The sequence below is a fragment of the Mesorhizobium xinjiangense genome (assembly GCF_009749525.1).
Classification (GTDB): domain Bacteria; phylum Pseudomonadota; class Alphaproteobacteria; order Rhizobiales; family Rhizobiaceae; genus Mangrovimarina; species Mangrovimarina xinjiangensis.
This window is the reverse complement of sequence record NZ_WOAC01000001.1, coordinates 379,277-400,052: the sequence shown is the minus strand read 5'-3', so window position 1 is coordinate 400,052 and position 20,776 is coordinate 379,277. Positions and strand designations below refer to the sequence as shown.

Below are 20,776 nucleotides of genomic sequence, written 5' to 3'. Positions count from 1 at the left end.
TCTGGTAATTGCCCGCTCATTCCGCCATATAGGGGCCGAACCGAGAGAATGACGGGCGGCAATGACAACTGGCGCACCCTTTGCGAAGATGAACGGGCTCGGCAACGAAATCATCGTTGCCGACATGCGCGGGCGCGCCGACCGTGTCTCGCCGGCCGCCGCAAAGGCGCTGGCCGCCGATCCGGCGACCAAGTTCGACCAGATCATGGCGATCCACGACCCACGCATGGCGGGCACCGCCAATTTCGTCGAGATCATCAACTCCGACGGCACGCCGGCCCAGGCCTGCGGCAACGGCATGCGCTGCGTCGTCCAGGCGCTGGCTGCCGAGACCGGGCAGAAGGTCTTCACCTTCCAGACCGTCGCCGGCATCCTCAATGCGCGCGAAAACGACGACGGAACGATTTCGGTCGATATGGGCGAGCCGCGCTTCGGCTGGCAGGACATTCCGCTCGCCGAGGAGTTTCGCGACACGCGCATGATCGAGCTGCAGATCGGCCCGATCGACGCGCCGGTGCTTCATTCGCCGTCGGTCGTCTCGATGGGCAATCCGCACGCCATCTTCTGGGTCGACGAGGACGTGTGGTCCCATGATCTCGACCGTTTCGGGCCGCTGCTCGAAAACCACCCGATCTTTCCCGAGCGCGCCAACATCACCATCGCGCGGGTGACGGCGCCCGATGCCGTGACGATCCGCACCTGGGAGCGCGGCGCCGGTCTGACACGCGCCTGCGGGTCGGCTGCCTGCGCCACGGCCGTTGCCGCCGCGCGCACCAGGCGCACCGGGCGCGAGGTCACCATCACCGTGCCCGGCGGACCGCTCGCCATCGAATGGCGCGACGACAATCACGTCGTCATGACCGGGCCGGCCGAATGGGAATTTTCCGGCACGTTCGATCCCGCCACCGGCGCCTGGGCGCGCGACGTGGAAGGCGTGGCGTGATGGCGGTCGACGTGATCACCTTCGGCTGCCGGCTCAACACCTACGAGTCGGAAGTCATGAAACGCGAGGCCGAGGCGGCCGGGCTCGGCACGCTGAAGGACGGCGCCGTTGTCATCAACACCTGCGCCGTGACGGCCGAAGCGGTGCGCCAGGCCAGGCAGTCGATCCGCAAGGCGCGGCGCGACAAGCCTGGTGCGCGCATCATCGTGACGGGCTGCGCCGCCCAGACCGATCCGGCCTCCTTTGCCGATATGGGCGAAGTCGACCTGGTGCTCGGCAACGAGGAGAAGCTGAAGGCCAATTCCTACCGCGCCCTGCCGGATTTCGGCGTCAACGACACCGAGAAGGTGCGCGTCAACGACATCATGTCGGTCACCGAGACCGCCGCCCACATGGTCGACGCCATCGAGGGCCGGGCGCGCGCCTTCGTTCAGGTGCAAAACGGCTGCGACCACCGCTGCACCTTCTGCATCATCCCCTATGGACGCGGCAATTCGCGCTCGGTGCCGATGGGTGCGGTTGTCGAGCAGGTCAAGCGGCTGGTCGGCAATGGCTACCGCGAAGTCGTGCTGACCGGCGTCGACATGACGAGCTACGGCGCCGACCTGCCGGGAAGCCCACGTCTCGGCCGTCTTGTGGCGACGATCCTGAAACAGGTGCCGGACCTGGCACGGCTGCGGCTTTCCTCGATCGATTCCATCGAGGCCGACGACGACCTGATGGCGGCGATCGCCACCGAAAGCCGGCTGATGCCGCATCTGCATCTGTCGCTGCAGGCGGGCGACGACATGGTGCTCAAGCGCATGAAGCGTCGCCATCTGCGCGACGATTCCATCCACTTCTGCCACGAGGTACGCGCCTTGCGCCCCGACATCGTCTTCGGCGCCGACATCATCGCCGGCTTTCCGACGGAAACGGAGGAAATGTTCGAAAACTCGCTCAAAATAGTCGAGGAATGCGGGCTGACCCATCTGCACGTCTTCCCGTTTTCGCCGCGCGAGGGCACCCCGGCGACGCGCATGCCGCAGGTGGCCCGCAATATCGTCAAGCAACGCGCCGCACGCCTGCGTGCGGCTGGCGAGGCGGCGCATCGCGGCCATCTCGACGCACTCGTCGGCACACGCCAGCGCATCCTCGTCGAACGCGACGGCATCGGCCGCACCGAAGGCTTCGCCCTTGCCGCGATCGACAAGGGCCGACCCGGCGAAATCGTCGAGTGCCTTGTTGCCGGCCACGACGGCACGTGCCTCACAGCGGCCGCGGCCGATCGGAAGGCGGCATAGCGGGCATGGCGTTCGGGTTCATCAAGAAGGTCTTCTCCTTCGGCAAGAAGGAAGTCGAGGAACGCCCGGACGAGACCGAGGCGGCCGCCCTGCCGCCGGCAACGGAAACAGAAGCGGCTCCGACGCCCACCCCGCCGCAGCCTCCCGCGGAACCGGCGGCAGACGAGACAGTCGCTCCGGCGCCTCAGCCTGTTTCTGACGAGGACAAGACCGAACCGGAACAATCCGCGCCGCCGCCTCTCGAAGAAAAAAAAGGTGAGGCGGAAACCTCGGCACCAGTCTCTGCCGACCAGGATGAAAAGGATGAACCGGAGGCGCCGGCCGCTCCTCTGCAGGAGCCGGAGCTTGAGGAGCCGGAGCGCGAAGAGCAGCATACGGCAACCGAAAGCACGCCGCAGCCGGCTGCAGCGTCCGATCTCGAAGAGGCCGACATCGCACCGACACCGCCTCAGCCCAGGCAGCAGTCGGACGCCTCGCCTGTCCTTCGACAGGCTCAGGAAGAGGAGAGCGCACCGGAATTTCCTGTTCCAGCGGACGAGCGTGAAAGCGAAGATCCGCATACCGGCGTTGATAGTGCATCGGCACCCGACGACGTGGTCTCGACGACGCCGGACGTCGATGAGGACGAGGACGTTGAAGCACCCGCGCCCCAACGCGTCACCGTGGCGAAGTCGGTCGAGCAGAAGACCGAACCGGCGCCGGCACCCGAGCTGGCCGCAAAACCGAGCTGGTTCCAGCGTCTGCGCTCGGGCCTGTCGCGCTCGTCGAAGGAACTCTCCGGCAACATTGCCGGCGTCTTCACCAAGCGCAAGCTCGACGAGGACACGCTGCAGGATCTGGAGGACGTGCTTATCCAGGCCGATCTCGGGCTCGAAACCGCGATGCGGGTGACTGGCGCGCTCGCGTCCGGCCGCTATGGGCGCGACGTTTCCGACGCCGAGGTCCGCGCGGTGATGGCCGAGGAAATCGAGAAGGTGCTGGCGCCCGTCGCCCAGCCGCTGGAGCTCGACCTGTCGCACAGGCCGCATGTCGTCCTCGTCGTCGGCGTCAACGGCACCGGCAAGACGACGACGATCGGCAAGCTCGCCGCCAAGCTGGTCCAGGGCGGCCTGTCGGTGACGCTTGCCGCCGGCGACACGTTTCGTGCCGCTGCGATCGAGCAGCTCAAGATCTGGGGCGAGCGCACCGGCTCGCCGGTCATCGCCTCCAAGCTCGGCGCGGACGCGGCGGGCCTTGCCTATGACGCGTTTGAGAAGGCGAAGGAAGCCGGCTCCGACGTGCTCATCATCGACACGGCAGGCCGCCTGCAGAACAAGGCCGAGCTGATGGCGGAGCTGGAAAAGATCGTGCGCGTGCTCGGCAAGCTCGACCCCGAGGCGCCGCACACGGTCCTGCAAACCGTCGATGCAACCACCGGGCAGAACGCGCTCAACCAGGTCGAGATCTTCCGCAATGTGGCCGGCGTCAACGGCCTGATCATGACCAAGCTCGACGGCACGGCGCGCGGCGGCATCCTCGTCAGCATCGCGGCAAAGCACAAGCTGCCGGTCTATTTCATCGGCATCGGCGAGCAGGTCGACGATCTGGAACCGTTTTCCGCCGGCGATTTCGCCAAGGCCATCGCGGGGGTTGACTGAGATGCCGGACATGCAGTCGCTCTACATTGCCTTCCACAGAACGCACGGCAGCAGGATTGATGAATAAACCCGTCTTCGAACGCGATCCCGCCGACCCGAAACGCAAGGCGATCAACCCGCTCCTGAAGCTGACGCTGGAGCTTGGGCCGCTGATCGTCTTCTTTTTCGCCAATTCGCGCGGCGAATGGCTGGCCGGGACATTTCCGGCGCTGGGCAATCTCGGCGGACCGCTCTTCATTGCCACCGGCCTGTTCATGGTCGCAACGGCAATCGCGCTGGCCGCCTCCTGGCTCTTGACCCGCAGCCTGCCGATCATGCCGCTCGTCTCCGGCGTCGTCGTCTTCATCTTCGGCGCGCTGACGCTGTGGCTGCAGGACGAGACCTTCATCAAGATGAAGCCGACCATCGTCAACGTGCTGTTCGGCGCCGTGCTCATCGGCGGGCTCGCCTTCGGCAAATCGCTGCTCGGCTATGTCTTCGATTCGGCCTTCCGTCTCGACGCCGAGGGCTGGCGCAAGCTGACGCTGCGCTGGGGCCTGTTTTTCTTCTTCCTGGCCCTAGCCAACGAGATCGTCTGGCGCTCATTCTCGACCGACGCTTGGGTGGCGTTCAAGGTCTGGGGGATCATGCCGATCACGCTTGTGTTCACTTTCAGCCAGATGCCGCTCATCATGCGCCACTCGCTGGACGACGAACTGAGCGGAAAGGGCTGATATGGAATTTGTCTCGAGCCAGGAAGAGCTGCGACGCATCTACAAGGCGCCCGGCGAGCGCGCCGTGCAAAAGGAATTGCGCGCGATCGATCCGCATAGCCGCAATTTCATCGCCAGGAGCCCGTTCGTCCTGATCGGTTCGCAGGACGCCGAAGGCAATGCCGACGTCACGCCGAAAGGCGACAAGCCGGGTTTCGTGGCGGTGCTGGACGATCACACGATCGCCATTCCGGACCGGCCGGGCAACAACCGGCTCGATACGCTGGAAAACATTCTCGTCAATCCCGCCGTCGGCCTGATCTTCTTCGTTCCCGGCATGAACGAGACGCTGCGCATCAACGGCGAGGCCCGGATCACCGCCGACGACACCATGCGCGAGCGCTTCGCCGTCGACGAAAAACAGCCTCTTTCGGTCATCGTGGTCAGGGTCAGGGCCGTCTACATGCATTGCGCCAAGTCGTTCCTGCGGTCGCAACTGTGGAACCCCGAGAGCTGGCCGCCTCGCTCGGCGATGCCGACGCTGGGCGAGATCCTGAAGGATCAGATCGAATTGGCCGGCACGGCGGCCGACACCGACCGCGCCCTGGAGGAAGCCTATCGCAAGACGCTGTGGTAGAGGCCAAGTCCCTACTGCGCTGACAGCGCCTTCTCGATCTCGGGCAGCAGTTCCTCGCGCGCCGACCGCTCGGTGAACGGCCCGACATGCTTGTAGAGGATCGTGCCGGCGCGCCCGACGAGGAAGGTTTCCGGCACGCCGTAGACGCCCCAGTTGATCGCCGTGCGCCCGTGCTCGTCGACGCCGATCGTATCATAAGGATTGCCCAGCTCGCCGAGGAAGCGGCGCGCATTCTCCGGTTTGTCCTTGTAGTTCAGCCCGGCGATCTCGATGCGCTCGTCGCGCGCCAGTTCCATCAGGATCGGATGCTCCTGCCGGCAGGGTGCGCACCAGGACGCCCAGACATTGACCAGCGTCACCCGGCCCTCGAGCGATTCGTTGGTCAGGCCCGGCAGGTCCATGCCTGGAAGCGGCGCAAGGTCGGTCGGCGGCGCCGGCTCGCCGATCAACGCAGACGGGATGGCGGTGATGTCGCGTCCCGACAGGAGTTGCGCCAGGAACACGCCGGCAAGGGCCAGGAAAATGGCCAGCGGCACGAAGACCATGAGCCGGCGCGGGCTCTTCGAAGGTGCCTCCATGCTCATCGGCCGGCATCCTTGCCGGCCGAGCGGCGGCGCACGCCGTGTGCTTCGAGTTCGGCCAGTTCGGCCTTGCGGGCGCGTTGTTCGCCGATCAGCCAGCCGATCAGGGCGGCTATCGCCATGGCCGAGATGCCGTAGGCTGCGGCGACATACATTGCGTGTGTCATGGCACTACTCCCGCCCTTCGGCCCGGCGCGCGGCGAGCCGCCGCATGGCGACGACGCGCCGGCGCCAGATCTCGTTGCGCATGGCCATGATGTGCAGCGTGGCGAACAGGACCGTGAAGCCGGCGGCCGAAACCAGGAGCGGCCACAGCATGGTCGGATGAATGGTCGGCCCGTCGAGCCTGATGACGGCAGCCGGCTGATGCAGGGTGTTCCACCAGTCGACGGAAAACTTGATGATCGGAATGTTGATGAAGCCGACCAGGGTGACGATGGCCGCCGCCCGCGCCGAGCGTCCCGGATCGTCGAGCGCGCGGGTAAGCGCGATGATGCCCAGATAGATCAGGAAGAGCACGAAGACCGAGGTGAGCCGCGCATCCCAGACCCACCAGGTTCCCCACATCGGCTTGCCCCAGATGGAACCCGTGAGAAGCGCCAGTGCCGTGAAGACGGCGCCGATGGGTGCGGCGGACTTGAGTGCGACATCGGCCAGCGGGTGGCGCCAGACCAGCGTGCCGAGCGCCGCAGCCGCCATCACCGAATAACACAGCATGGACAGCCAGGCGAAGGGCACGTGGATATACATGATCCTCACCGTGATGCCCTGCTGGTAATCCTCCGGTGCGGCGAAGCCGAGCGACAGGCCGATAGCCAGGAGCAGGGCCGCGATGCCGCCGAGCCACGGCAGAACGATGCCCGCCAGCGCCAGGAAACGCGTCGGATTGGCCAGGTCGGCAAGCCTCTTGGTGGAAAGGGCGGTTTCGCTCATAGCGCTCTTATATATGTGTCGGCGGCGGGCCGGCAATTGATCCCGATTGCCGCAGGGCACCGATAAGCGGATCGTGATTGCTCAATCGGCCGACCATCTCAGCGCAAGGGCCGCGGCGAGCGGACCGAGCACGGCGAAGAACAGGGTCAGCGCCGTCATCATCAGAAACGGCGGCAGGAAGGGATCGGGCTCGGTGATCGCGCCGTAGCTGGCCGAAACGCCGAAGATCAGGACCGGGATGACGAGCGGCAGAACGAGCACGGAAACGAGCAGGCCGCCGCGCGGCAGCGCCACCGCGACCGCCGCGCCCACCGCGCCGATGAAGGCGATGGCCGGCGTGCCGACGAGCAATGTCAGCGTCGCCGCGGCAATGCCGACCGGTTCCATGTTCATGAACAGGCCGAGCAGCGGCGCCGCGACCACCAGCGGCAGGACGCTCGCGGTCCAATGCGCCAGGCATTTGACGAAGACCGTGAAGGCAAGCATCTGGCGCGCGCCGTTCATGACCAGGAGATCCAGCGAACCGTCCTCGCGGTCGGCCTGGAAGAGCCGGTCGAGGCCGAGAAGTGCGGCCAGCAGCGCCCCGATCCACAGGATCGCCGGCCCGATGCGCGCCAGAAGGTTGAGATCCGGCCCGACGCCGAAGGGCACGACGGCGATCACCGCCAGGAAGAACAGGATGCCCACCAGCGCCCCGCCGCCGGCGCGAATGTTGAGCCTGAGATCGCGGATGTAGAGTGCTAGCATGGGTCGGGGGCTTTCCCTTGCCGGATTTCTCGCCCTGTCGCACCCCCCTCTGGCCTGCCGGCCTCAAAGATCAGCGTCACACGTTTCCCCCCATCCTCAACTCCCCCGCCCCCTCGATCGCCAGCGGCAGATGGGTCGCGGCGACGATCATCCCGCCCTCCTTCAGATGCGCCCGCATCAGCGCGGCGAATTGCGCCTCCGACGCCGTGTCGAGCCCCGCGGTCGGCTCGTCGAGCAGCCAGACCGGCCGATGGCTGACCAGAAGCCTGGCGATCGCGGCGCGCCGTTTCTGGCCGGTCGAGAGATAGGCAAAGGGCAGATGGCCGATCTCGCCGAGGCCCACACTGTCGAGGGCGGCATCGACCGCGAGGTGCATTTCGCCCATGAATTGCTGCCAGAATCTGAGGTTCTCCTCGACCGTGAGCGCCACCTTCATGCCGTTCAGATGACCGAGATAGTGGCAGGCCGCCGCCGGATCGGGCCAGCGCTCGCCGCCGCTTTCCAGACCGACGGTGCCGGCCGCCACCGGCAGCAGCCCCGCGACAACACGAAGCAGGGTCGACTTGCCCGCCCCGTTGGGACCGGTGACGAGCAGGCAGCCGCCTGGATCGAGCGTGAAGCCGACCTTGGAAAAGATCGTCTCGCCGCCGCGTTCTCCGGCCAGATTGTCAGCGACGAGGCGCATCTTGGACCCTGTGTCGTGGTCATCGCGGACGGCTGCCGCGCCATGGATGTGCGAAGCAACACAAATTGTGCTCGCAACACTGGAACTCTGTTTAGAAATTCTCTAAGAGAACGGCAACCGTGCCAGCGGTCGGCGCGGGAACAAATTTGCGCCGAACCAGCGCGCCCGCCGCCTTGAACGGAAGGAGCGCCCGGAAGCGGACAGCGGAAATGACCGTACCCGCACCTTTGCGCGTGATATGCATGCCACTGGCGTCCGTTTCCACTTCGGCAACAGACAGTTAGGGACTGCACGTGTCAAAATCTCTCGACAGCTTCAACTGCCGCCGCACGCTTAAGGTGGGCGACCGCGAATACACCTATTACAGCCTCGTGGAGGCCGAGAAGAATGGCCTCGACGGCATTTCCAGGCTGCCCTTCTCGATGAAGGTGCTTCTGGAAAACCTGCTGCGCAACGAAGACGGCCGCTCGGTCACCAAGGCAGACATCGAGTCGACCAAGGCCTGGCTGGAGGATCGGGGCTCGGCCGGCTACGAAATCGCCTATCGCCCGGCCCGCGTGCTCATGCAGGACTTCACCGGCGTCCCCGCCGTCGTCGACCTTGCCGCCATGCGTGACGGCATCAAGGCGCTCGGCGGCGACCCGCAGAAGATCAACCCGCTTGTGCCCGTCGACCTGGTCATCGACCACTCGGTCATTGTCGACGAGTTCGGTTCGCCCATGGCCTTCGCGCGCAATGTCGAGCTCGAATACAAGCGCAACGGCGAGCGCTACCGCTTCCTCAAATGGGGGCAGAAGGCGTTCAAGAATTTCCGCGTCGTGCCGCCCGGCACGGGCATCTGCCACCAGGTCAACCTCGAATATCTCGGCCAGACCGTGTGGACCAGGGACGAGGACGGCGAGACCGTCGCCTATCCCGACACCTGCGTGGGCACCGATTCCCACACCACCATGATCAACGGCCTGGGCGTGCTGGGCTGGGGCGTCGGCGGCATCGAGGCGGAGGCCGCCATGCTCGGCCAGCCGGTCTCCATGCTCTTGCCCGAGGTCATCGGCTTCAAGCTGACCGGCAAGATGAAGGAAGGCGTGACGGCGACAGACCTCGTGCTCACCGTCACCCAGATGCTGCGCAAGAAGGGGGTGGTCGGCAAGTTCGTCGAATTCTTCGGCGACGGCCTCGACCATATGACGCTGGCCGACGCGGCGACCATCGGCAACATGGCGCCGGAATATGGTGCGACCTGCGGCTACTTCCCGGTCGATTCGGAAACGCTGAACTATCTCGACGTCTCCGGCCGCGCGAAAGAGCGCGTGGCGCTGGTGGAAGCCTATTGCAAGGCGCAGGGCATGTATCGCGAGACGGGCAGCGAGCACCCGGTCTTCACCGACACGCTGGAACTCGATCTCGGCGACGTCGTGCCCTCGATGGCCGGGCCGAAGCGCCCCGAAGGCCGTATCCCGCTGGAAAAGATCGCATCTGGCTTCGAGGAAGCGCTCACCAAGGAATACAAGAAGGACGCATCGGAGAAGGACAAGCGCTGGCCGGTCGAGGGCGAGGATTTCGATCTCGGCCATGGCGACGTGGCAATCGCCGCCATCACGTCGTGCACCAACACCTCCAATCCGTCGGTGCTGATCGGCGCCGGGCTCCTGGCCCGCAACGCCAACCGTCTCGGGCTGAAGCAGAAACCCTGGGTCAAGACCTCTCTGGCGCCCGGCTCGCAGGTCGTCGCGGAATATCTGGAGAACTCCGGCCTGCAGAAGGAACTCGACCAGATCGGCTTCAACCTCGTCGGCTTCGGCTGCACCACCTGCATCGGCAATTCCGGCCCGCTCAATGCGCCGATCTCCAAGACGATCAACGACAAGGGCCTGATCGCGGCCGGAGTGCTGTCGGGCAACCGCAATTTCGAGGGCCGCATCTCGCCCGACGTGCAGGCCAACTATCTCGCCTCGCCGCCGCTGGTCGTGGCCCATGCGCTGGCCGGCTCGGTGACCAAGGACCTGACCAAGGAGCCGATCGGCCAGGACAAGGACGGCAACGATGTCTATCTGAAGGACATCTGGCCCTCCAACCAGGAGATCCAGGAGTTCATCCAGAAGCACGTCACGCGTGACCTGTTCGAGACCAAATATGCCGAAGTCTTCGCCGGCGACGAGAACTGGCGCGCCGTTCAGGTGCCCGAGGGCGAAACCTATGCCTGGGACGACCAGTCGACCTATGTGCAGAACCCGCCCTATTTCGCCGGCATGGCAAAAAAGGCCAGCGACGTCACCGACATCAAGGGTGCGCGCATCCTCGGCCTGTTCGGCGACAAGATCACGACGGACCACATTTCGCCGGCCGGATCGATCAAGGCGGCTTCGCCCGCGGGCCAGTACCTCATCGACCATGGCGTCGATGTGGTCGACTTCAACCAGTACGGCACGCGGCGCGGCAATCACGAAGTGATGATGCGCGGCACCTTCGCCAATATCCGCATCCGCAACTTCATGCTGGGCGAGAACGGCCTGGAGGGCGGCTACACGATCCACTATCCCTCGAAGGAGGAGATGTCGATCTACGACGCCGCCATGCGCTACAAGGAAGAGGGCGTGCCGCTCGTCATCTTCGCCGGCGTCGAATACGGCAACGGCTCATCGCGCGACTGGGCGGCCAAGGGCACGAACCTTCTCGGCGTGCGGGCCGTCATCGCCCAGTCCTTCGAGCGCATCCACCGCTCCAACCTCGTTGGCATGGGGGTCGTCCCCTTCGTGCTGGAGGACGGAACATCATGGGCTTCGCTCGGCCTCAAGGGCGACGAGACGGTGTCGATCGAGGGTCTTGAGACGATCAAGCCGCGCCAGAAGCTGGTGGCCAAGGTCACCTATGCCGACGGCACGGTGAAGGATGTGCCGATCATCTGCCGCATCGATACACTCGACGAGCTCGACTACTTCAAGAATGGCGGCATCCTGCAATATGTGCTGCGCGATCTTGCCGCCTGACAATTGAGGCTCCGCTGCGGGCGGACCAATCCGTAGCAAGGCCGCCGGACTTTCCGCCCGGCGGCCTTGTTCTTTTGGAAAAGGTCCGCACCGCACGGCGGATTCACCGCAACGTGACTTTCTGTTGAAGCGGTCATCTGCCTATTGTGAAGGCATATCGCATCGGGGCCCTACGCCCCATCGAACAACCGGAAACACCCATGGAGCTTGGTCGACCCTTCCGAACGGCCGCCAGTGCCGCCGCTGTCCTGCTCGTGTGTCTTGCCGCACCCGGCATGGCGCAGGAGAACCGGCCGAGCGGTGTGGTCGAGCTCTTCACCAGCCAGGGATGCAGTTCCTGCCCGCGCGCCGACGCCTATCTCGACGAATTGGCCCGCAGCGGCGATCTCGTGGCGCTTTCCTACCATGTCGACTACTGGGACTATCTCGGCTGGCGCGACACGCTCGGCAGCGCCGACAACACCGCACGCCAGTCCGAATATGGCCGCAGTTTCGGCCTGCGTTCCATCTATACCCCACAGGCCGTCATCAATGGCCGCATGCATATGAGCGGCGCCAAGCGCCAGGCCGTGGCCTCGGCCCTGGATCACCTGCCAAAGGCCGGCAAGGGGCTCTCGGTGGAACTCGCCATCACCGAAAACGCCGAGAGCCTGGTGATCGAGGCCGGAGAGTCGCCCACCGGACCGCAAAAGGCCAATGTGCTTCTGGTCTTCTTCCACCCTTTGACGACGGTGAAGATCGCTCGCGGCGAGAATGCCGGACGTACCATCACCTACCGCAATTCGGTGACCGGCTTTCAGTCGGCCGGAATGTGGCATGGCAAGCGGGCAAGCTATGAGATCCCGGCCAGCGAGATCATGACGAAGGGAGGCGCGGGCTGCGCCGTGCTTTTGCAGTCGGTCGACCGGAACGGCAATCCTGGCCCTATTCTCGGCGCAGCCATTTTGGAGACGCCCGGAAGTTAAGGCGCTGAAACAAAACTGGCGGCGACCCTGAACAGGGCCACCGCCAGAAAATAGCGAAGCCGGAGGTTGGTTCGGCCCGGCGAAGACACCGTGGGCGGGGGGCTTGGGGTTACGGAGCCAGCGCCAGACCGAACCGTCTCAGGCAACGAGCAGATGTTCGCTGCGCATTGGGGCCGGAAGCGGGACAATTCACGGCAGGAATGTGGCAAACGATCACCAATTCCGACAAATTGTCCCGGACTGTGACCAATATTGTTACAGTGCGTGATCGACTTGGGCCTCCGCGCGCCCTTTCAGGGCGCCCAAACACCGCTCCACCATGTTGGATTGACGCGCTATTTGCCGCAAATCCGGTCCCGATCTCTCCTCTGATTCGTCAGCAACGCTTACGCCGCGGGCCATCGCGCGGGCCATCGCGCGGGGTTGCAATTCGGCGGCGAACGCGCAAACCTTGGATGGTCGCGAAACTGTCATGAAAGGTAGCACTGCATGGTCGATCGCGCGAACGGAGCGGAGGATGGGGACGGCTCCGCAGTACTGATCCCGCTGAGCGAGGCGAGGCGGGATCGAATGGACATACCGGTCACCTTCAACAGGCGCGAACTCGACCAGATCCTGCGAACCTATGGACGCATGGTCGCGGCCAATGAATGGCGTGACTATGCGATCGATCATCTGTCGGATCGCGCCGTATTCTCCGTCTTCCGCCGCACCAGCGAGGTGCCGCTCTACCAGATCGTCAAGAACCCGAAGCTGGCGCGCAAGCAGGGCGCCTACTCCATCGTTGCCGCCACCGGCCTCGTGCTCAAGCGCGGCCACGAGCTGGCCCGAGTCCTGGGCGTCTTCGACAAGAAGCTGAAGCTGGTGGAGGCTTGAAACCGCCCCAATGAGGCGTCTTCAAAGCGCGGCGCGAAAGATCCGCTCCGGCACCGACTCGGGATCGGGCGGCGTTGTTGTGCCGCCGTTCATGTCCAGTTGCATGAAGACCGTGTCGAGCCAGCGCCCGTGCTTGTAGCCCGAGCCTTCGAGCGTGCCGACGGGGCGGAAACCCAGCGCAGCGTGCAGCCCGACCGATGCCTGGTTGGTCGCACCGTCGCCGATCACCGCCATCATCTGGCGAAAGCCCGCTTCGGTGGAGGCGTCGATCAGCTTTATCAGCAATTGCCTGCCGAGGCCCCGGCCCCGCGCCTCAGGCGCCAGATAGATCGAATCCTCGACCATGAAGCGATAGGCGCGACGCTCGCGGAACGGTCCGGCATAGGCATAGCCGACGACTTTCCCGGCATCCGCGGCGACGAGATAGGGGTAGGACTTCTTCGCCAGCGCGGCGAAACGCGACGCCATCTCCTCTTGCGTCGGCGGCTCGAGCTCGTAGCTCGCCGTGCCGTTCGCCACGGCCTCGCCATAGATGGCGGTGATGCGATCGAGATCAGCCGTTTGTGCGGGTCTGATGGATATTGTGCTCATGATGCAGGCATTTCCGGATTTGCACAGCATTCATGCAGCGTGACGCCGCAAAAGAAAAGGGCGGCCCGCAGACCGCCCTCGAGATTTCGATTGGTCCAGCGGTTCCTATTCGCGGTTGCCCAGGAACTGCAGCAGGAACATGAACAGGTTGATGAAGTCGAGATAGAGCCGCAGCGCGCCCATGATGGCCTTGCGGCCGGCAACCGCCGTACCGTCGCCTTCAAAGTACATCTCCTTGATCTGCTGCGTGTCATAGGCCGTCAGCCCGGCGAAGATCAGCACGCCGATGCCGGAGATCGCGAACTGCAAGGCCGGCGAGGCCAGGAAGATGTTGACCACCATGGCGATGATGAGGCCGATCAGGCCCATGAACAGGAACGAGCCCATGCCCGACAGGTCGCGCTTGGTCGTGTAGCCCCACAGCGACAGCGCGCCAAAGGAGGCGGCCGTGATGAAGAAGGTCTGCACGATGCTGGCCGTCGTGTAGACGAGAAAGATCGACGACAGCGAGATGCCCATCAGGGCCGCAAAGGCCCAGAAGGTCGTCTGCGCGGCCGACACGCTCATCTTGTGAACGCGGAACGACAGGAAGAACACGAAGCCGAGCGGTGCGAGCATGATCAGCCAGCGCAACGGCGAGCCGTAGATGACGGTGCCGAACTGGGTCAGCATGTTGCCGTTGCCGAGCGTGGCGACGGCCGCGGACGGATCGCTCGTCGTCGCCAGGGATACGGTGCCCAGCGCGGCAAGGCCGGTGATGGCGAGGCCAAGCGCCATAAGGTTGTAAACCTTGATCATATAGGCGCGCAGGCCCTCGTCGATTGCGGCGTCGGCGCGGGTGCCCGCAGCGGCGGCGCGCGCATTGTAATTGCGAAGGTCAGCCATGATTTCCTCTTACTGCTACCGTCCCGTCGGGTGTCGGGCGCCGGCGTCGCCGCAGGCCCCCAGGCGCCGCTGGCGGGACTCCAGCATGCCTGCGGCTGAATATGATATTTCTTTGAGGCCAGAACAAGGGGCATCACGTCGCGCAACGCATTGTGATGCGTGTATTTTCGCGCTTCGGCGCCTGTCCGGGCGCCATCTCTCGGCCCTTTGGTGAATGTTCGGTTTCAAAAGGCGACGTTTTACAGGTTCCGCAGCACCGGCGCCGCCTTGTGGCCAAGCACGCGCCATGTGCCGACCAGGCCGAAACCGACCGTGAGGGCCAGCGCGACGGCCACGGTCGCAACGGCCACGCCGCCATCGAATGCGGCCGGCAGGTTCATGATCTGCGAGACCACGAACCAGGCCGCCAGACCACCGGCCGCCAGTGCGAAGACGGCTGTCGCCAGGCCGATCAGCGCATACTCATAGGAAAACGCGGCGATCAGCGTGCGCCGTGTGGCGCCGAGCGTCTTCAAGACGACCGCGTCGTGGATCCGGGCCCGGTTTCCCGCCGCCAGCGCCCCCGAAAGAACGAGAACCGAGGCGACCAGCGCCACCGCGGCGGCGGCGCGAATCGCCGTGGCGATCTGGCCGACGAGCCGGTTGACGACGTCGAGCGCGTCCTTGACGCGCACCGTCGTCACGGTGGGGAAGGTTCTGGTCACGGCGTTGAGGATCCGCCCCTCCTGCGCGGCGTCGGCCGCCGGTTCGATGAGCGTTGCCAGCCACGCATGCGGCGCGCCGGCAAAGGTGTTGGGCGAAAAGACCATAACGAAATTGATCGCCAGGGACTCCCATTCGACGGTGCGGAAATTGGCGATGCGCGCCGTTATGTTGCGCCCCAATACGTTGACGGTCACCGTATCGCCGAGTTTCAGGCCGAGTTCGCGCCCCTCCTCGACCGCAAACGAGACCAGCGGTTCGCCCGCATAATCGGCCGGCCACCAATCGCCTTCGGCGAGGGTCGAGTTTTCCGGCATTGATCGCGCATAGGTGATGCCGCGGTCGCCGCGCAGCACCCAGCCGCCCTGTGCCGGCACCTCGATCTCGCGCACGTCGATGCCGTTGAGCGCCATGACGCGGCCGCGCAGCATCGGCACGCGTACCAGCTTGCCGTCCGGTGCCTCGCGGGCGATAAGATCGGCGAACCGGTCGACCTCGTCATTCTGGATGTCGACGAAGAAGAAGTTCGGGGCCTGTTGCGGCAGATTGCCGGTGATCTGGCGCCGCAGATTGCCGTCGATGAGCGCCAGCGTGACGAGCAGGGTCAGGCCGAGCCCGAGCGACAGCACTACGGAAGGCGTCAGCGCGCCCGGTCGGTGGATGTTGCCCACGGCCAGGCGCAGGGCGGTCGACCGCAGGCGGGGGCTGCGCGCGGCCAGCCATTGCAGCCCATGGGCTACCCCGCGCAGGATGACGAAGGCAATGACGGTCGCCCCGACGAATATGACGGCGACGTCGCGGTCGTTCGAGCTCCATACGGCAAGACCGGCCAGCGCGATAACGACAATCCCGGCGGCCGCCAGATAGGTCGGCCTCGGCAACCCTGCCGCTTCCATGCCCATTTCGCGAAAGAGCGCCGTGGCGGGAACGTCGCGCGCCCGGCCGAGCGGCAGCAGCGCGAAAGCGAGCGTGACCATCACCCCGAACAGGGCCGCCAGCCCCAGCGCGTCCCGATGCATGCCGGGTTCGTTCGGCAGGGGCAGCACGGCTGAAAGAGCTGCACCGGCGGCGAATGGCAGCAAGGCGGCGACGAACAATCCCACGACGATGCCGATTGCCGCGATGATGAGGATCTGCACCAGGTAGATCGTGAAGACGAGGTTTCCGGACGCGCCGAGGCTCTTGAATGTGGCGATCACGCCGCGCTTGCCGTCGAGATAGGCGCGCACCGCGTTGCCGACCCCGACCCCGCCGACGACCAGCGCCGTCAGCCCGACCAGGGTGAGGAATTGCGAGAAGCGTTCGATGTTGGCCGACAGCGCCGGCGCGGCATTGGTGCGCGTGCGGATGCTCCAGCCGGCCGTCGGGAACTCGGCGGCCGCCCTGTTGCGGATCGCCGCGATATCGGTCTCGCTTGCCCCCTCGGGCAAGCGGATCTTGTAGGCATGCTCGACGAGGCTGCCCGGCTGCACCAGGCCGGACGCGCGCAGGCCGTCGAGCGAGACCATGAAGCGCGGCGCAAAGCCGAATCCGTCCGAAACCAGGTCCGGTTCGTTCTCGATGGCCGCCCGCACCTCAAACGTCGCGGCGCCCAACCGCACCTTCGCCCCCGGCTCCAGACCGAGACGCTGCAGGAGCAGCGGCGCAGCAGCGGCGCCGTAGACGCCTTGCGTCTCGTCGAACACCGCGTCCCGATCGAGTGGCGGCGCGGTGACCAGTTCACCGAAAAGCGGATAGGCGGGCGAAACGGCCTTGACCTCGACGAGCGTCTGGTCTGAGCCGTCCTCGAGGCGCAGCATGGAGCGCATGTTGGCGCTCGGCGCCACCTCGCCGAGGCTTTCGAGGAACGCACGCTCGCGCGCATCCGCCTCGCGATGGACCAGTTCGAAACGGATGTCGCCGCCCAGAAGCGTCTGGCCCTGGTCGGCAACGCCGGCGGTGATCGAGCGGGCCACCGAATTGACGCCGCCGATCGCCGCCACACCCAGCGCGATGCAGGCCAGGAAGATGAGGAAGCCGCGCAGTCCGCCGCGCATCTCACGCAACGAGAAACGGACGGCCAGCGCCAGCATGCCCAGTGGACCCATCGCTCAGGCCGAAACGGCGCTGAGCGCGCCGCTTTCGATGCGGCCTGAACGCATGGCGATCTGCCGGTCACACCGTGCCGCCAGCGCCTGGTCATGGGTGACCAGGATCAGTGTCATGTTGCGTTCGGCCGCCTTGGTGAACAGGAGATCGCAGATCTGGCGCCCGGTCGCCTGGTCGAGATTGCCCGTCGGCTCGTCGGCGATGAGAATCTTCGGCTCCGGAGCAAGCGCCCTGGCAATGGCCACGCGCTGCTGCTCGCCGCCGGACAACTCGCCCGGATAGTGCGTCACGCGGTCTTTTAGGCCAACCGCCGCCAGTTCGCGCGCCGCCACGGCGAAGGCGTCGTTATGGCCAGCCAGCTCCAGCGGCACGGCGACATTTTCCAGCGCCGTCATGTTCGGTATCAGGTGGAAGGACTGGAAAACGATGCCGATGGTGCGCCCGCGATAGGCGGCGATGGCGTCCTCGCTCTTGCCGTTCAAGGTTTCGCCGGCGATTCGTACCGTTCCCGAATCGACCCGCTCCAATCCGGCGATCACCATGAGCAATGTCGATTTGCCCGAGCCGGAAGGACCGACGATGCCGGTGGCCTCTCCGCGCGCGACGTCAAGCGTGACCTGCTTGAGGACATGGACGCGCGACGCGCCATGGCCCAATGTCAGGGAAACGTCCTTCAATTCGATTGCGGCTTCTGTCACCGGGCGTAAATCCTATATGAAGCTTGGCCAAAACGGCATCGAGGCGGGACTGTCCGCATGATATGGGTTTGACCTTATGGCAATCAAACGTCTGTTCAGCGTTTTTCTTTTTCTTGCCGGCATCTCGCTGGCGGTACCGGCTGCTGCGGCGACGATCAACATCGTCGGGTTCGGCGACAGCCTGATGGCGGGCTACCAGCTGGCACCAGGCCAGTCCTTTCCCGCAAAACTCGAAAAGGCGCTGCGCGAACGCGGTCACGACGTCACGATCGCCAATGCCGGTGTCTCCGGCGACACGACGAGCGCCGGCCTCGCCCGGCTCGACTGGTCGGTTCCCGAGGGCACCGGGCTCGTCATCCTGGAGCTCGGCGCCAACGACATGCTGCGTGGACTTTCGCCGGACCGAACGCGCGAGAACCTCGACCGGATGATCGGCGCCCTCAAAACACGCGGCATCGTCGTCATGCTGATCGGGATGCGCGCCGCGCCCAATCTCGGGGAAGAGTATGCCGCCGCCTTTGACGCGATCTATCCGAGCCTGGCGCAAAAGCACGGGCTGGTGCTCTACCCTTTCTTCCTCGACGGGGTTGCGGCGCATTCCGAGCTTCTGCTTGCCGACGGCATGCATCCCAACGCCCGCGGCGTGGAACGGATGGTCGAAAAGGCCTTGCCCTTTGTCGAGGAGGCGTTGTCCACAGCACGATGACTCTTAGACGACAGGACACATTACGGACTTGTCGTTGCCGCAAATCGGTGATTCGCTGTGTCTGACAGAGCGATTCGAGGAGGGAGCCATGCCGCGACTTTTCACCGCCCTCGAGATACCCCGCGACGCAACGCTTTCTTTGTCGCTGTTGCGTGGCGGTCTTCCCGGCGCCCGCTGGATCGACGTCGAGAACTACCACATCACGCTGCGCTTCATCGGCGACGTCGAAGGCCATGTCGCCGACGAAATCGCCAATGCGCTCGACAAGGTGCATCGCCCGGCCTTCGATCTCAGGCTGTCCGGGGTCGGCGCCTTCGGCTCCAAGAAGCCGCATGTCATCTGGGCCGGCGTTGCGCCCAGTCCGGAACTGAACGGACTGCATAGCGAGATCGACCGCCTCTGCCTGCGGCACGGTGCGTCGGCCGATGCGCGCAAATTCACCCCGCATGTCACGCTGGCCCGGCTGAAAAACGCGGCACCGCACGACGTAGCGTCCTATCTTTCGGCGCGCGGCAATTTTGCCACCTTGCCCTTCCGCGTCACGCGGTTCGTGCTCATGTCGTCGCGCGATTCGGTCGGCGGCGGCCCCTATGTCATCGAGGAGGCATGGCCGCTGGACGAGCCCGCCAACCTTTCGGCCAACCGCTCCGACGCGGTGCGGATCATGCGGTAGACATCCGCAAATCCGCCGGCACCGCCATAATAGGGGTCGGGCACCTCGCGCGCCTCGCCGAGTGCATATTCCATGAACAGATGGATTTGCGCCCGGCCGTCGGCCGGCGCCATGGCACGCAGGGTCTCCACGTTCGTCCGGTCCATGCCCAGGATGAGATCGTGACGGTCGAAGTCGCGCACATCGATCCGGCGCGCCCTTTGGCCGGATATGTCGATGCCGTTGGCGGCCGCGATTTCTACCGAGCGCGGGTCCGGCGGCGCCCCGGCATGCCAGGCGCCCGTGCCGGCCGATGCGATGTCCAGCAGCGGCGCGACGGCAATGCGCTGCCATTCGGCCCGAAACACACCCTCGGCCAGCGGCGAGCGGCAGATATTGCCCAGACAGACGAAGAGAATGGAACGGCAGGGGTTTGCCATGAAGGACAGCGCGCTATGATCAATGGGCAGTAGGGCCTCCTAGAACATGTCCCGCTCAAACGGAACTGTTTGAGCGAAAGGTACATGTTCCAGCATATTGATCTGGCGCGCATATCTTCGCTTCAAACGTTTCCGTTTGAAGCCAACGCGCGCTAACACGGACGATGACGATGACGCGAGAAAAGTTGGACGACGCGGCGATCGCCGAGGCATTGGCCGGCCTTGACGGCTGGGAGCACGAGGACGGTCGCGAGGCGATCACCAAGACATTCACCTTCCGCAATTTCAGCGAGGCGTTCGGCTTCATGGCCCGCTGCGCGCTGGCGGCGGAGAAGCTCGATCACCATCCCGAATGGCTGAACGTCTACAGGACCGTCGAGGTGACATTGTCGAGCCATGATGCAGGCGGATTGACGGAGCTCGACTTCGAGCTGGCGCGCCGGATGGACAAGATCGCCGGCTGAAATCTTGCGCCGGCCGGCCGACGAACCCACATTCCTGGCATGAGCGCATTCGATGACGTCAAGATCGGCGAGATCCTGGAGCCGGTCGGCCCCGAGGAGGAGTCGCATCGCGAGGAGCGCGTGCGGCGGCGCTTCTGGCATACGGCGCGGCGCGCGGCGCGCCACATTCCCTTCATGGACGAGGTGGTGGCGGCCTATTTCTGCGCGCTCGACGAGCGTACGCCGCCGCGCGTGCGTGGCGTACTGCTCGCCGCGCTCGCCTATTTCGTCCTGCCGCTCGACTGGATCCCCGATTTCGTCATCGGCTTCGGCTTTACCGACGACCTCGCCGTCCTGACGGCGGCGATCACCGCCATCCGCTCTCACATCACGCCGGCGCACAGACAGGCCGCCAAGAGCTTTTTCGAAGACTCCAATTGAACGGCAGCCGGCGTCCGGGCGGTGACACACTCTCGCCGTTTTCCTGCGTATCACGCTTTTTTACAGCAATGTCGAATTCCGCCGTTTCGCATCACTTGCGCCAAGCGCGAAAATTCGGCAGGGCAGAGGCGGTGAGTGGGGCGCGATTCATCCTTTCGTAACCC

The 20,776-nt window shown here is 65.1% G+C and carries 22 protein-coding genes; 12 read left to right on the top strand and 10 right to left on the bottom strand.

Annotated elements, in window-relative coordinates; translation table 11 throughout:
* The first annotated feature begins 61 nt into the window (after window positions 1-61).
* Genes dapF through GM909_RS01990 form a run of 5 tightly spaced genes read left to right on the top strand, consistent with a single transcriptional unit; the run spans window position 62 to window position 5,192 of the window.
* Window positions 62-943, top strand: coding sequence for a diaminopimelate epimerase (gene dapF, locus GM909_RS02010; RefSeq protein WP_157014507.1), 882 nt, complete (start codon window positions 62-64; stop codon window positions 941-943).
* Window positions 943-2,226, top strand: a complete 1,284-nt coding sequence (mtaB, locus tag GM909_RS02005) for a tRNA (N(6)-L-threonylcarbamoyladenosine(37)-C(2))-methylthiotransferase MtaB (protein WP_157014506.1) — start codon at window positions 943-945, stop codon at window positions 2,224-2,226. The genes dapF and mtaB overlap by 1 nt, the downstream gene beginning before the upstream one ends.
* Window positions 2,227-2,231: 5 nt before the next feature.
* The gene (gene ftsY / locus GM909_RS02000) at window positions 2,232-3,863 is read left to right on the top strand and encodes a signal recognition particle-docking protein FtsY (protein ID WP_157014505.1); all 1,632 of its coding nucleotides are present in this window, start codon (window positions 2,232-2,234) and stop codon (window positions 3,861-3,863) included.
* 59 nt (window positions 3,864-3,922) lie between these two features.
* Entirely contained in the window at window positions 3,923-4,576 is a 654-nt protein-coding gene (locus GM909_RS01995; RefSeq protein ID WP_157014504.1) for a septation protein A, read from the top strand.
* A 1-nt stretch (window position 4,577) separates the two neighbouring features.
* On the top strand, window positions 4,578-5,192 hold the full coding sequence (locus GM909_RS01990) for a pyridoxamine 5'-phosphate oxidase family protein (RefSeq protein ID WP_157014503.1): 615 nt from the start codon (window positions 4,578-4,580) through the stop codon (window positions 5,190-5,192).
* Between the two features lie 11 nt (window positions 5,193-5,203).
* Here GM909_RS01990 and GM909_RS01985 read toward each other — a convergent pair whose 3' ends face one another.
* The 5 genes from GM909_RS01985 to ccmA all read right to left on the bottom strand — a co-directional run bounded on the left by GM909_RS01985 (window position 5,204) and on the right by ccmA (window position 8,138).
* Window positions 5,204-5,776 (bottom strand): DsbE family thiol:disulfide interchange protein, encoded by a 573-nt coding sequence (locus GM909_RS01985; RefSeq protein ID WP_157014502.1) that lies wholly within the window; start codon window positions 5,774-5,776, stop codon window positions 5,204-5,206.
* A complete protein-coding gene (gene ccmD / locus GM909_RS01980) occupies window positions 5,773-5,940 on the bottom strand; it encodes a heme exporter protein CcmD (protein ID WP_157014501.1) in 168 nt (55 codons plus the stop codon). Before ccmD ends, GM909_RS01985 begins: the two co-directional genes overlap by 4 nt.
* Before the next feature lie 4 nt (window positions 5,941-5,944).
* On the bottom strand, window positions 5,945-6,706 hold the full coding sequence (locus tag GM909_RS01975) for a heme ABC transporter permease (protein ID WP_157014500.1): 762 nt from the start codon (window positions 6,704-6,706) through the stop codon (window positions 5,945-5,947).
* A gap of 81 nt (window positions 6,707-6,787) precedes the next feature.
* Window positions 6,788-7,453, bottom strand: coding sequence for a heme exporter protein CcmB (gene ccmB, locus GM909_RS01970; protein ID WP_157014499.1), 666 nt, complete (start codon window positions 7,451-7,453; stop codon window positions 6,788-6,790).
* Between the two features lie 76 nt (window positions 7,454-7,529).
* Window positions 7,530-8,138 (bottom strand): heme ABC exporter ATP-binding protein CcmA, encoded by a 609-nt coding sequence (ccmA, locus tag GM909_RS01965; protein WP_157014498.1) that lies wholly within the window; start codon window positions 8,136-8,138, stop codon window positions 7,530-7,532.
* Window positions 8,139-8,431: 293 nt separating this feature from the next.
* On the opposite strand from ccmA, the gene acnA reads away from it, so the two are divergent.
* From acnA to GM909_RS01950, 3 genes are all read left to right on the top strand, one after another.
* Complete coding sequence (gene acnA, locus GM909_RS01960) at window positions 8,432-11,125, top strand: aconitate hydratase AcnA (RefSeq protein ID WP_157014497.1); 2,694 nt, start codon at window positions 8,432-8,434, stop codon at window positions 11,123-11,125.
* A 200-nt stretch (window positions 11,126-11,325) separates the two neighbouring features.
* Window positions 11,326-12,090 (top strand): DUF1223 domain-containing protein, encoded by a 765-nt coding sequence (locus GM909_RS01955; RefSeq protein ID WP_157014496.1) that lies wholly within the window; start codon window positions 11,326-11,328, stop codon window positions 12,088-12,090.
* A gap of 489 nt (window positions 12,091-12,579) precedes the next feature.
* Window positions 12,580-12,966 (top strand): DUF2794 domain-containing protein, encoded by a 387-nt coding sequence (locus GM909_RS01950; protein WP_157014495.1) that lies wholly within the window; start codon window positions 12,580-12,582, stop codon window positions 12,964-12,966.
* Between the two features lie 21 nt (window positions 12,967-12,987).
* Here GM909_RS01950 and GM909_RS01945 read toward each other — a convergent pair whose 3' ends face one another.
* The 4 genes from GM909_RS01945 to GM909_RS01930 all read right to left on the bottom strand — a co-directional run bounded on the left by GM909_RS01945 (window position 12,988) and on the right by GM909_RS01930 (window position 17,930).
* Entirely contained in the window at window positions 12,988-13,557 is a 570-nt protein-coding gene (locus GM909_RS01945; protein ID WP_157014494.1) for a GNAT family N-acetyltransferase, read from the bottom strand.
* Between the two features lie 105 nt (window positions 13,558-13,662).
* Window positions 13,663-14,442 (bottom strand): Bax inhibitor-1/YccA family protein, encoded by a 780-nt coding sequence (locus GM909_RS01940; protein ID WP_157014493.1) that lies wholly within the window; start codon window positions 14,440-14,442, stop codon window positions 13,663-13,665.
* A gap of 239 nt (window positions 14,443-14,681) precedes the next feature.
* Window positions 14,682-17,231: an ABC transporter permease gene (locus tag GM909_RS01935; protein ID WP_157014492.1), complete on the bottom strand. Its 2,550-nt coding sequence runs from the start codon at window positions 17,229-17,231 to the stop codon at window positions 14,682-14,684.
* A 3-nt stretch (window positions 17,232-17,234) separates the two neighbouring features.
* The gene (locus GM909_RS01930) at window positions 17,235-17,930 is read right to left on the bottom strand and encodes an ABC transporter ATP-binding protein (RefSeq protein ID WP_157014491.1); all 696 of its coding nucleotides are present in this window, start codon (window positions 17,928-17,930) and stop codon (window positions 17,235-17,237) included.
* Between the two features lie 76 nt (window positions 17,931-18,006).
* On the opposite strand from GM909_RS01930, the gene GM909_RS01925 reads away from it, so the two are divergent.
* Together GM909_RS01925 and thpR are read left to right on the top strand one after the other, a co-directional pair.
* Window positions 18,007-18,636: an arylesterase gene (locus tag GM909_RS01925; RefSeq protein ID WP_157014490.1), complete on the top strand. Its 630-nt coding sequence runs from the start codon at window positions 18,007-18,009 to the stop codon at window positions 18,634-18,636.
* A gap of 88 nt (window positions 18,637-18,724) precedes the next feature.
* Window positions 18,725-19,309 carry an RNA 2',3'-cyclic phosphodiesterase gene (thpR, locus tag GM909_RS01920; protein WP_157014489.1) on the top strand — a complete coding sequence of 195 codons (585 nt, stop codon included), beginning with the start codon at window positions 18,725-18,727 and terminating at the stop codon, window positions 19,307-19,309.
* Here the strand turns inward: thpR and GM909_RS01915 are convergent.
* Window positions 19,225-19,728, bottom strand: coding sequence for a low molecular weight protein-tyrosine-phosphatase (locus GM909_RS01915; protein WP_157014488.1), 504 nt, complete (start codon window positions 19,726-19,728; stop codon window positions 19,225-19,227). The genes thpR and GM909_RS01915 overlap by 85 nt on opposite strands.
* Before the next feature lie 170 nt (window positions 19,729-19,898).
* On the opposite strand from GM909_RS01915, the gene GM909_RS01910 reads away from it, so the two are divergent.
* Window positions 19,899-20,192 (top strand): 4a-hydroxytetrahydrobiopterin dehydratase, encoded by a 294-nt coding sequence (locus tag GM909_RS01910; protein WP_157014487.1) that lies wholly within the window; start codon window positions 19,899-19,901, stop codon window positions 20,190-20,192.
* Window positions 20,193-20,231: 39 nt separating this feature from the next.
* On the top strand, window positions 20,232-20,612 hold the full coding sequence (locus GM909_RS01905; protein ID WP_157014486.1) for a YkvA family protein: 381 nt from the start codon (window positions 20,232-20,234) through the stop codon (window positions 20,610-20,612).
* Window positions 20,613-20,776: the final 164 nt, after the last annotated feature.

Excerpts from the sequence above, each read along its gene's own strand:
- dapF (WP_157014507.1), top strand. The coding sequence starts at position 62 with ATGACAACTGGCGCACCCTTTGCGAAGATGAACGGGCTCGGCAACGAA.
- mtaB (WP_157014506.1), top strand. The coding sequence starts at position 943 with ATGGCGGTCGACGTGATCACCTTCGGCTGCCGGCTCAACACCTACGAG.
- ftsY (WP_157014505.1), top strand. The coding sequence starts at position 2,232 with ATGGCGTTCGGGTTCATCAAGAAGGTCTTCTCCTTCGGCAAGAAGGAA.
- GM909_RS01995 (WP_157014504.1), top strand. The coding sequence starts at position 3,923 with ATGAATAAACCCGTCTTCGAACGCGATCCCGCCGACCCGAAACGCAAG.
- GM909_RS01990 (WP_157014503.1), top strand. The coding sequence starts at position 4,578 with ATGGAATTTGTCTCGAGCCAGGAAGAGCTGCGACGCATCTACAAGGCG.
- GM909_RS01985 (WP_157014502.1), bottom strand. The coding sequence starts at position 5,776 with ATGAGCATGGAGGCACCTTCGAAGAGCCCGCGCCGGCTCATGGTCTTC.
- ccmD (WP_157014501.1), bottom strand. The coding sequence starts at position 5,940 with ATGACACACGCAATGTATGTCGCCGCAGCCTACGGCATCTCGGCCATG.
- GM909_RS01975 (WP_157014500.1), bottom strand. The coding sequence starts at position 6,706 with ATGAGCGAAACCGCCCTTTCCACCAAGAGGCTTGCCGACCTGGCCAAT.
- ccmB (WP_157014499.1), bottom strand. The coding sequence starts at position 7,453 with ATGCTAGCACTCTACATCCGCGATCTCAGGCTCAACATTCGCGCCGGC.
- ccmA (WP_157014498.1), bottom strand. The coding sequence starts at position 8,138 with ATGCGCCTCGTCGCTGACAATCTGGCCGGAGAACGCGGCGGCGAGACG.
- GM909_RS01955 (WP_157014496.1), top strand. The coding sequence starts at position 11,326 with ATGGAGCTTGGTCGACCCTTCCGAACGGCCGCCAGTGCCGCCGCTGTC.
- GM909_RS01950 (WP_157014495.1), top strand. The coding sequence starts at position 12,580 with ATGGTCGATCGCGCGAACGGAGCGGAGGATGGGGACGGCTCCGCAGTA.
- GM909_RS01945 (WP_157014494.1), bottom strand. The coding sequence starts at position 13,557 with ATGAGCACAATATCCATCAGACCCGCACAAACGGCTGATCTCGATCGC.
- GM909_RS01940 (WP_157014493.1), bottom strand. The coding sequence starts at position 14,442 with ATGGCTGACCTTCGCAATTACAATGCGCGCGCCGCCGCTGCGGGCACC.
- GM909_RS01935 (WP_157014492.1), bottom strand. The coding sequence starts at position 17,231 with ATGGGTCCACTGGGCATGCTGGCGCTGGCCGTCCGTTTCTCGTTGCGT.
- GM909_RS01925 (WP_157014490.1), top strand. The coding sequence starts at position 18,007 with ATGGCAATCAAACGTCTGTTCAGCGTTTTTCTTTTTCTTGCCGGCATC.
- thpR (WP_157014489.1), top strand. The coding sequence starts at position 18,725 with ATGCCGCGACTTTTCACCGCCCTCGAGATACCCCGCGACGCAACGCTT.
- GM909_RS01915 (WP_157014488.1), bottom strand. The coding sequence starts at position 19,728 with ATGGCAAACCCCTGCCGTTCCATTCTCTTCGTCTGTCTGGGCAATATC.
- GM909_RS01910 (WP_157014487.1), top strand. The coding sequence starts at position 19,899 with ATGACGCGAGAAAAGTTGGACGACGCGGCGATCGCCGAGGCATTGGCC.
- GM909_RS01905 (WP_157014486.1), top strand. The coding sequence starts at position 20,232 with ATGAGCGCATTCGATGACGTCAAGATCGGCGAGATCCTGGAGCCGGTC.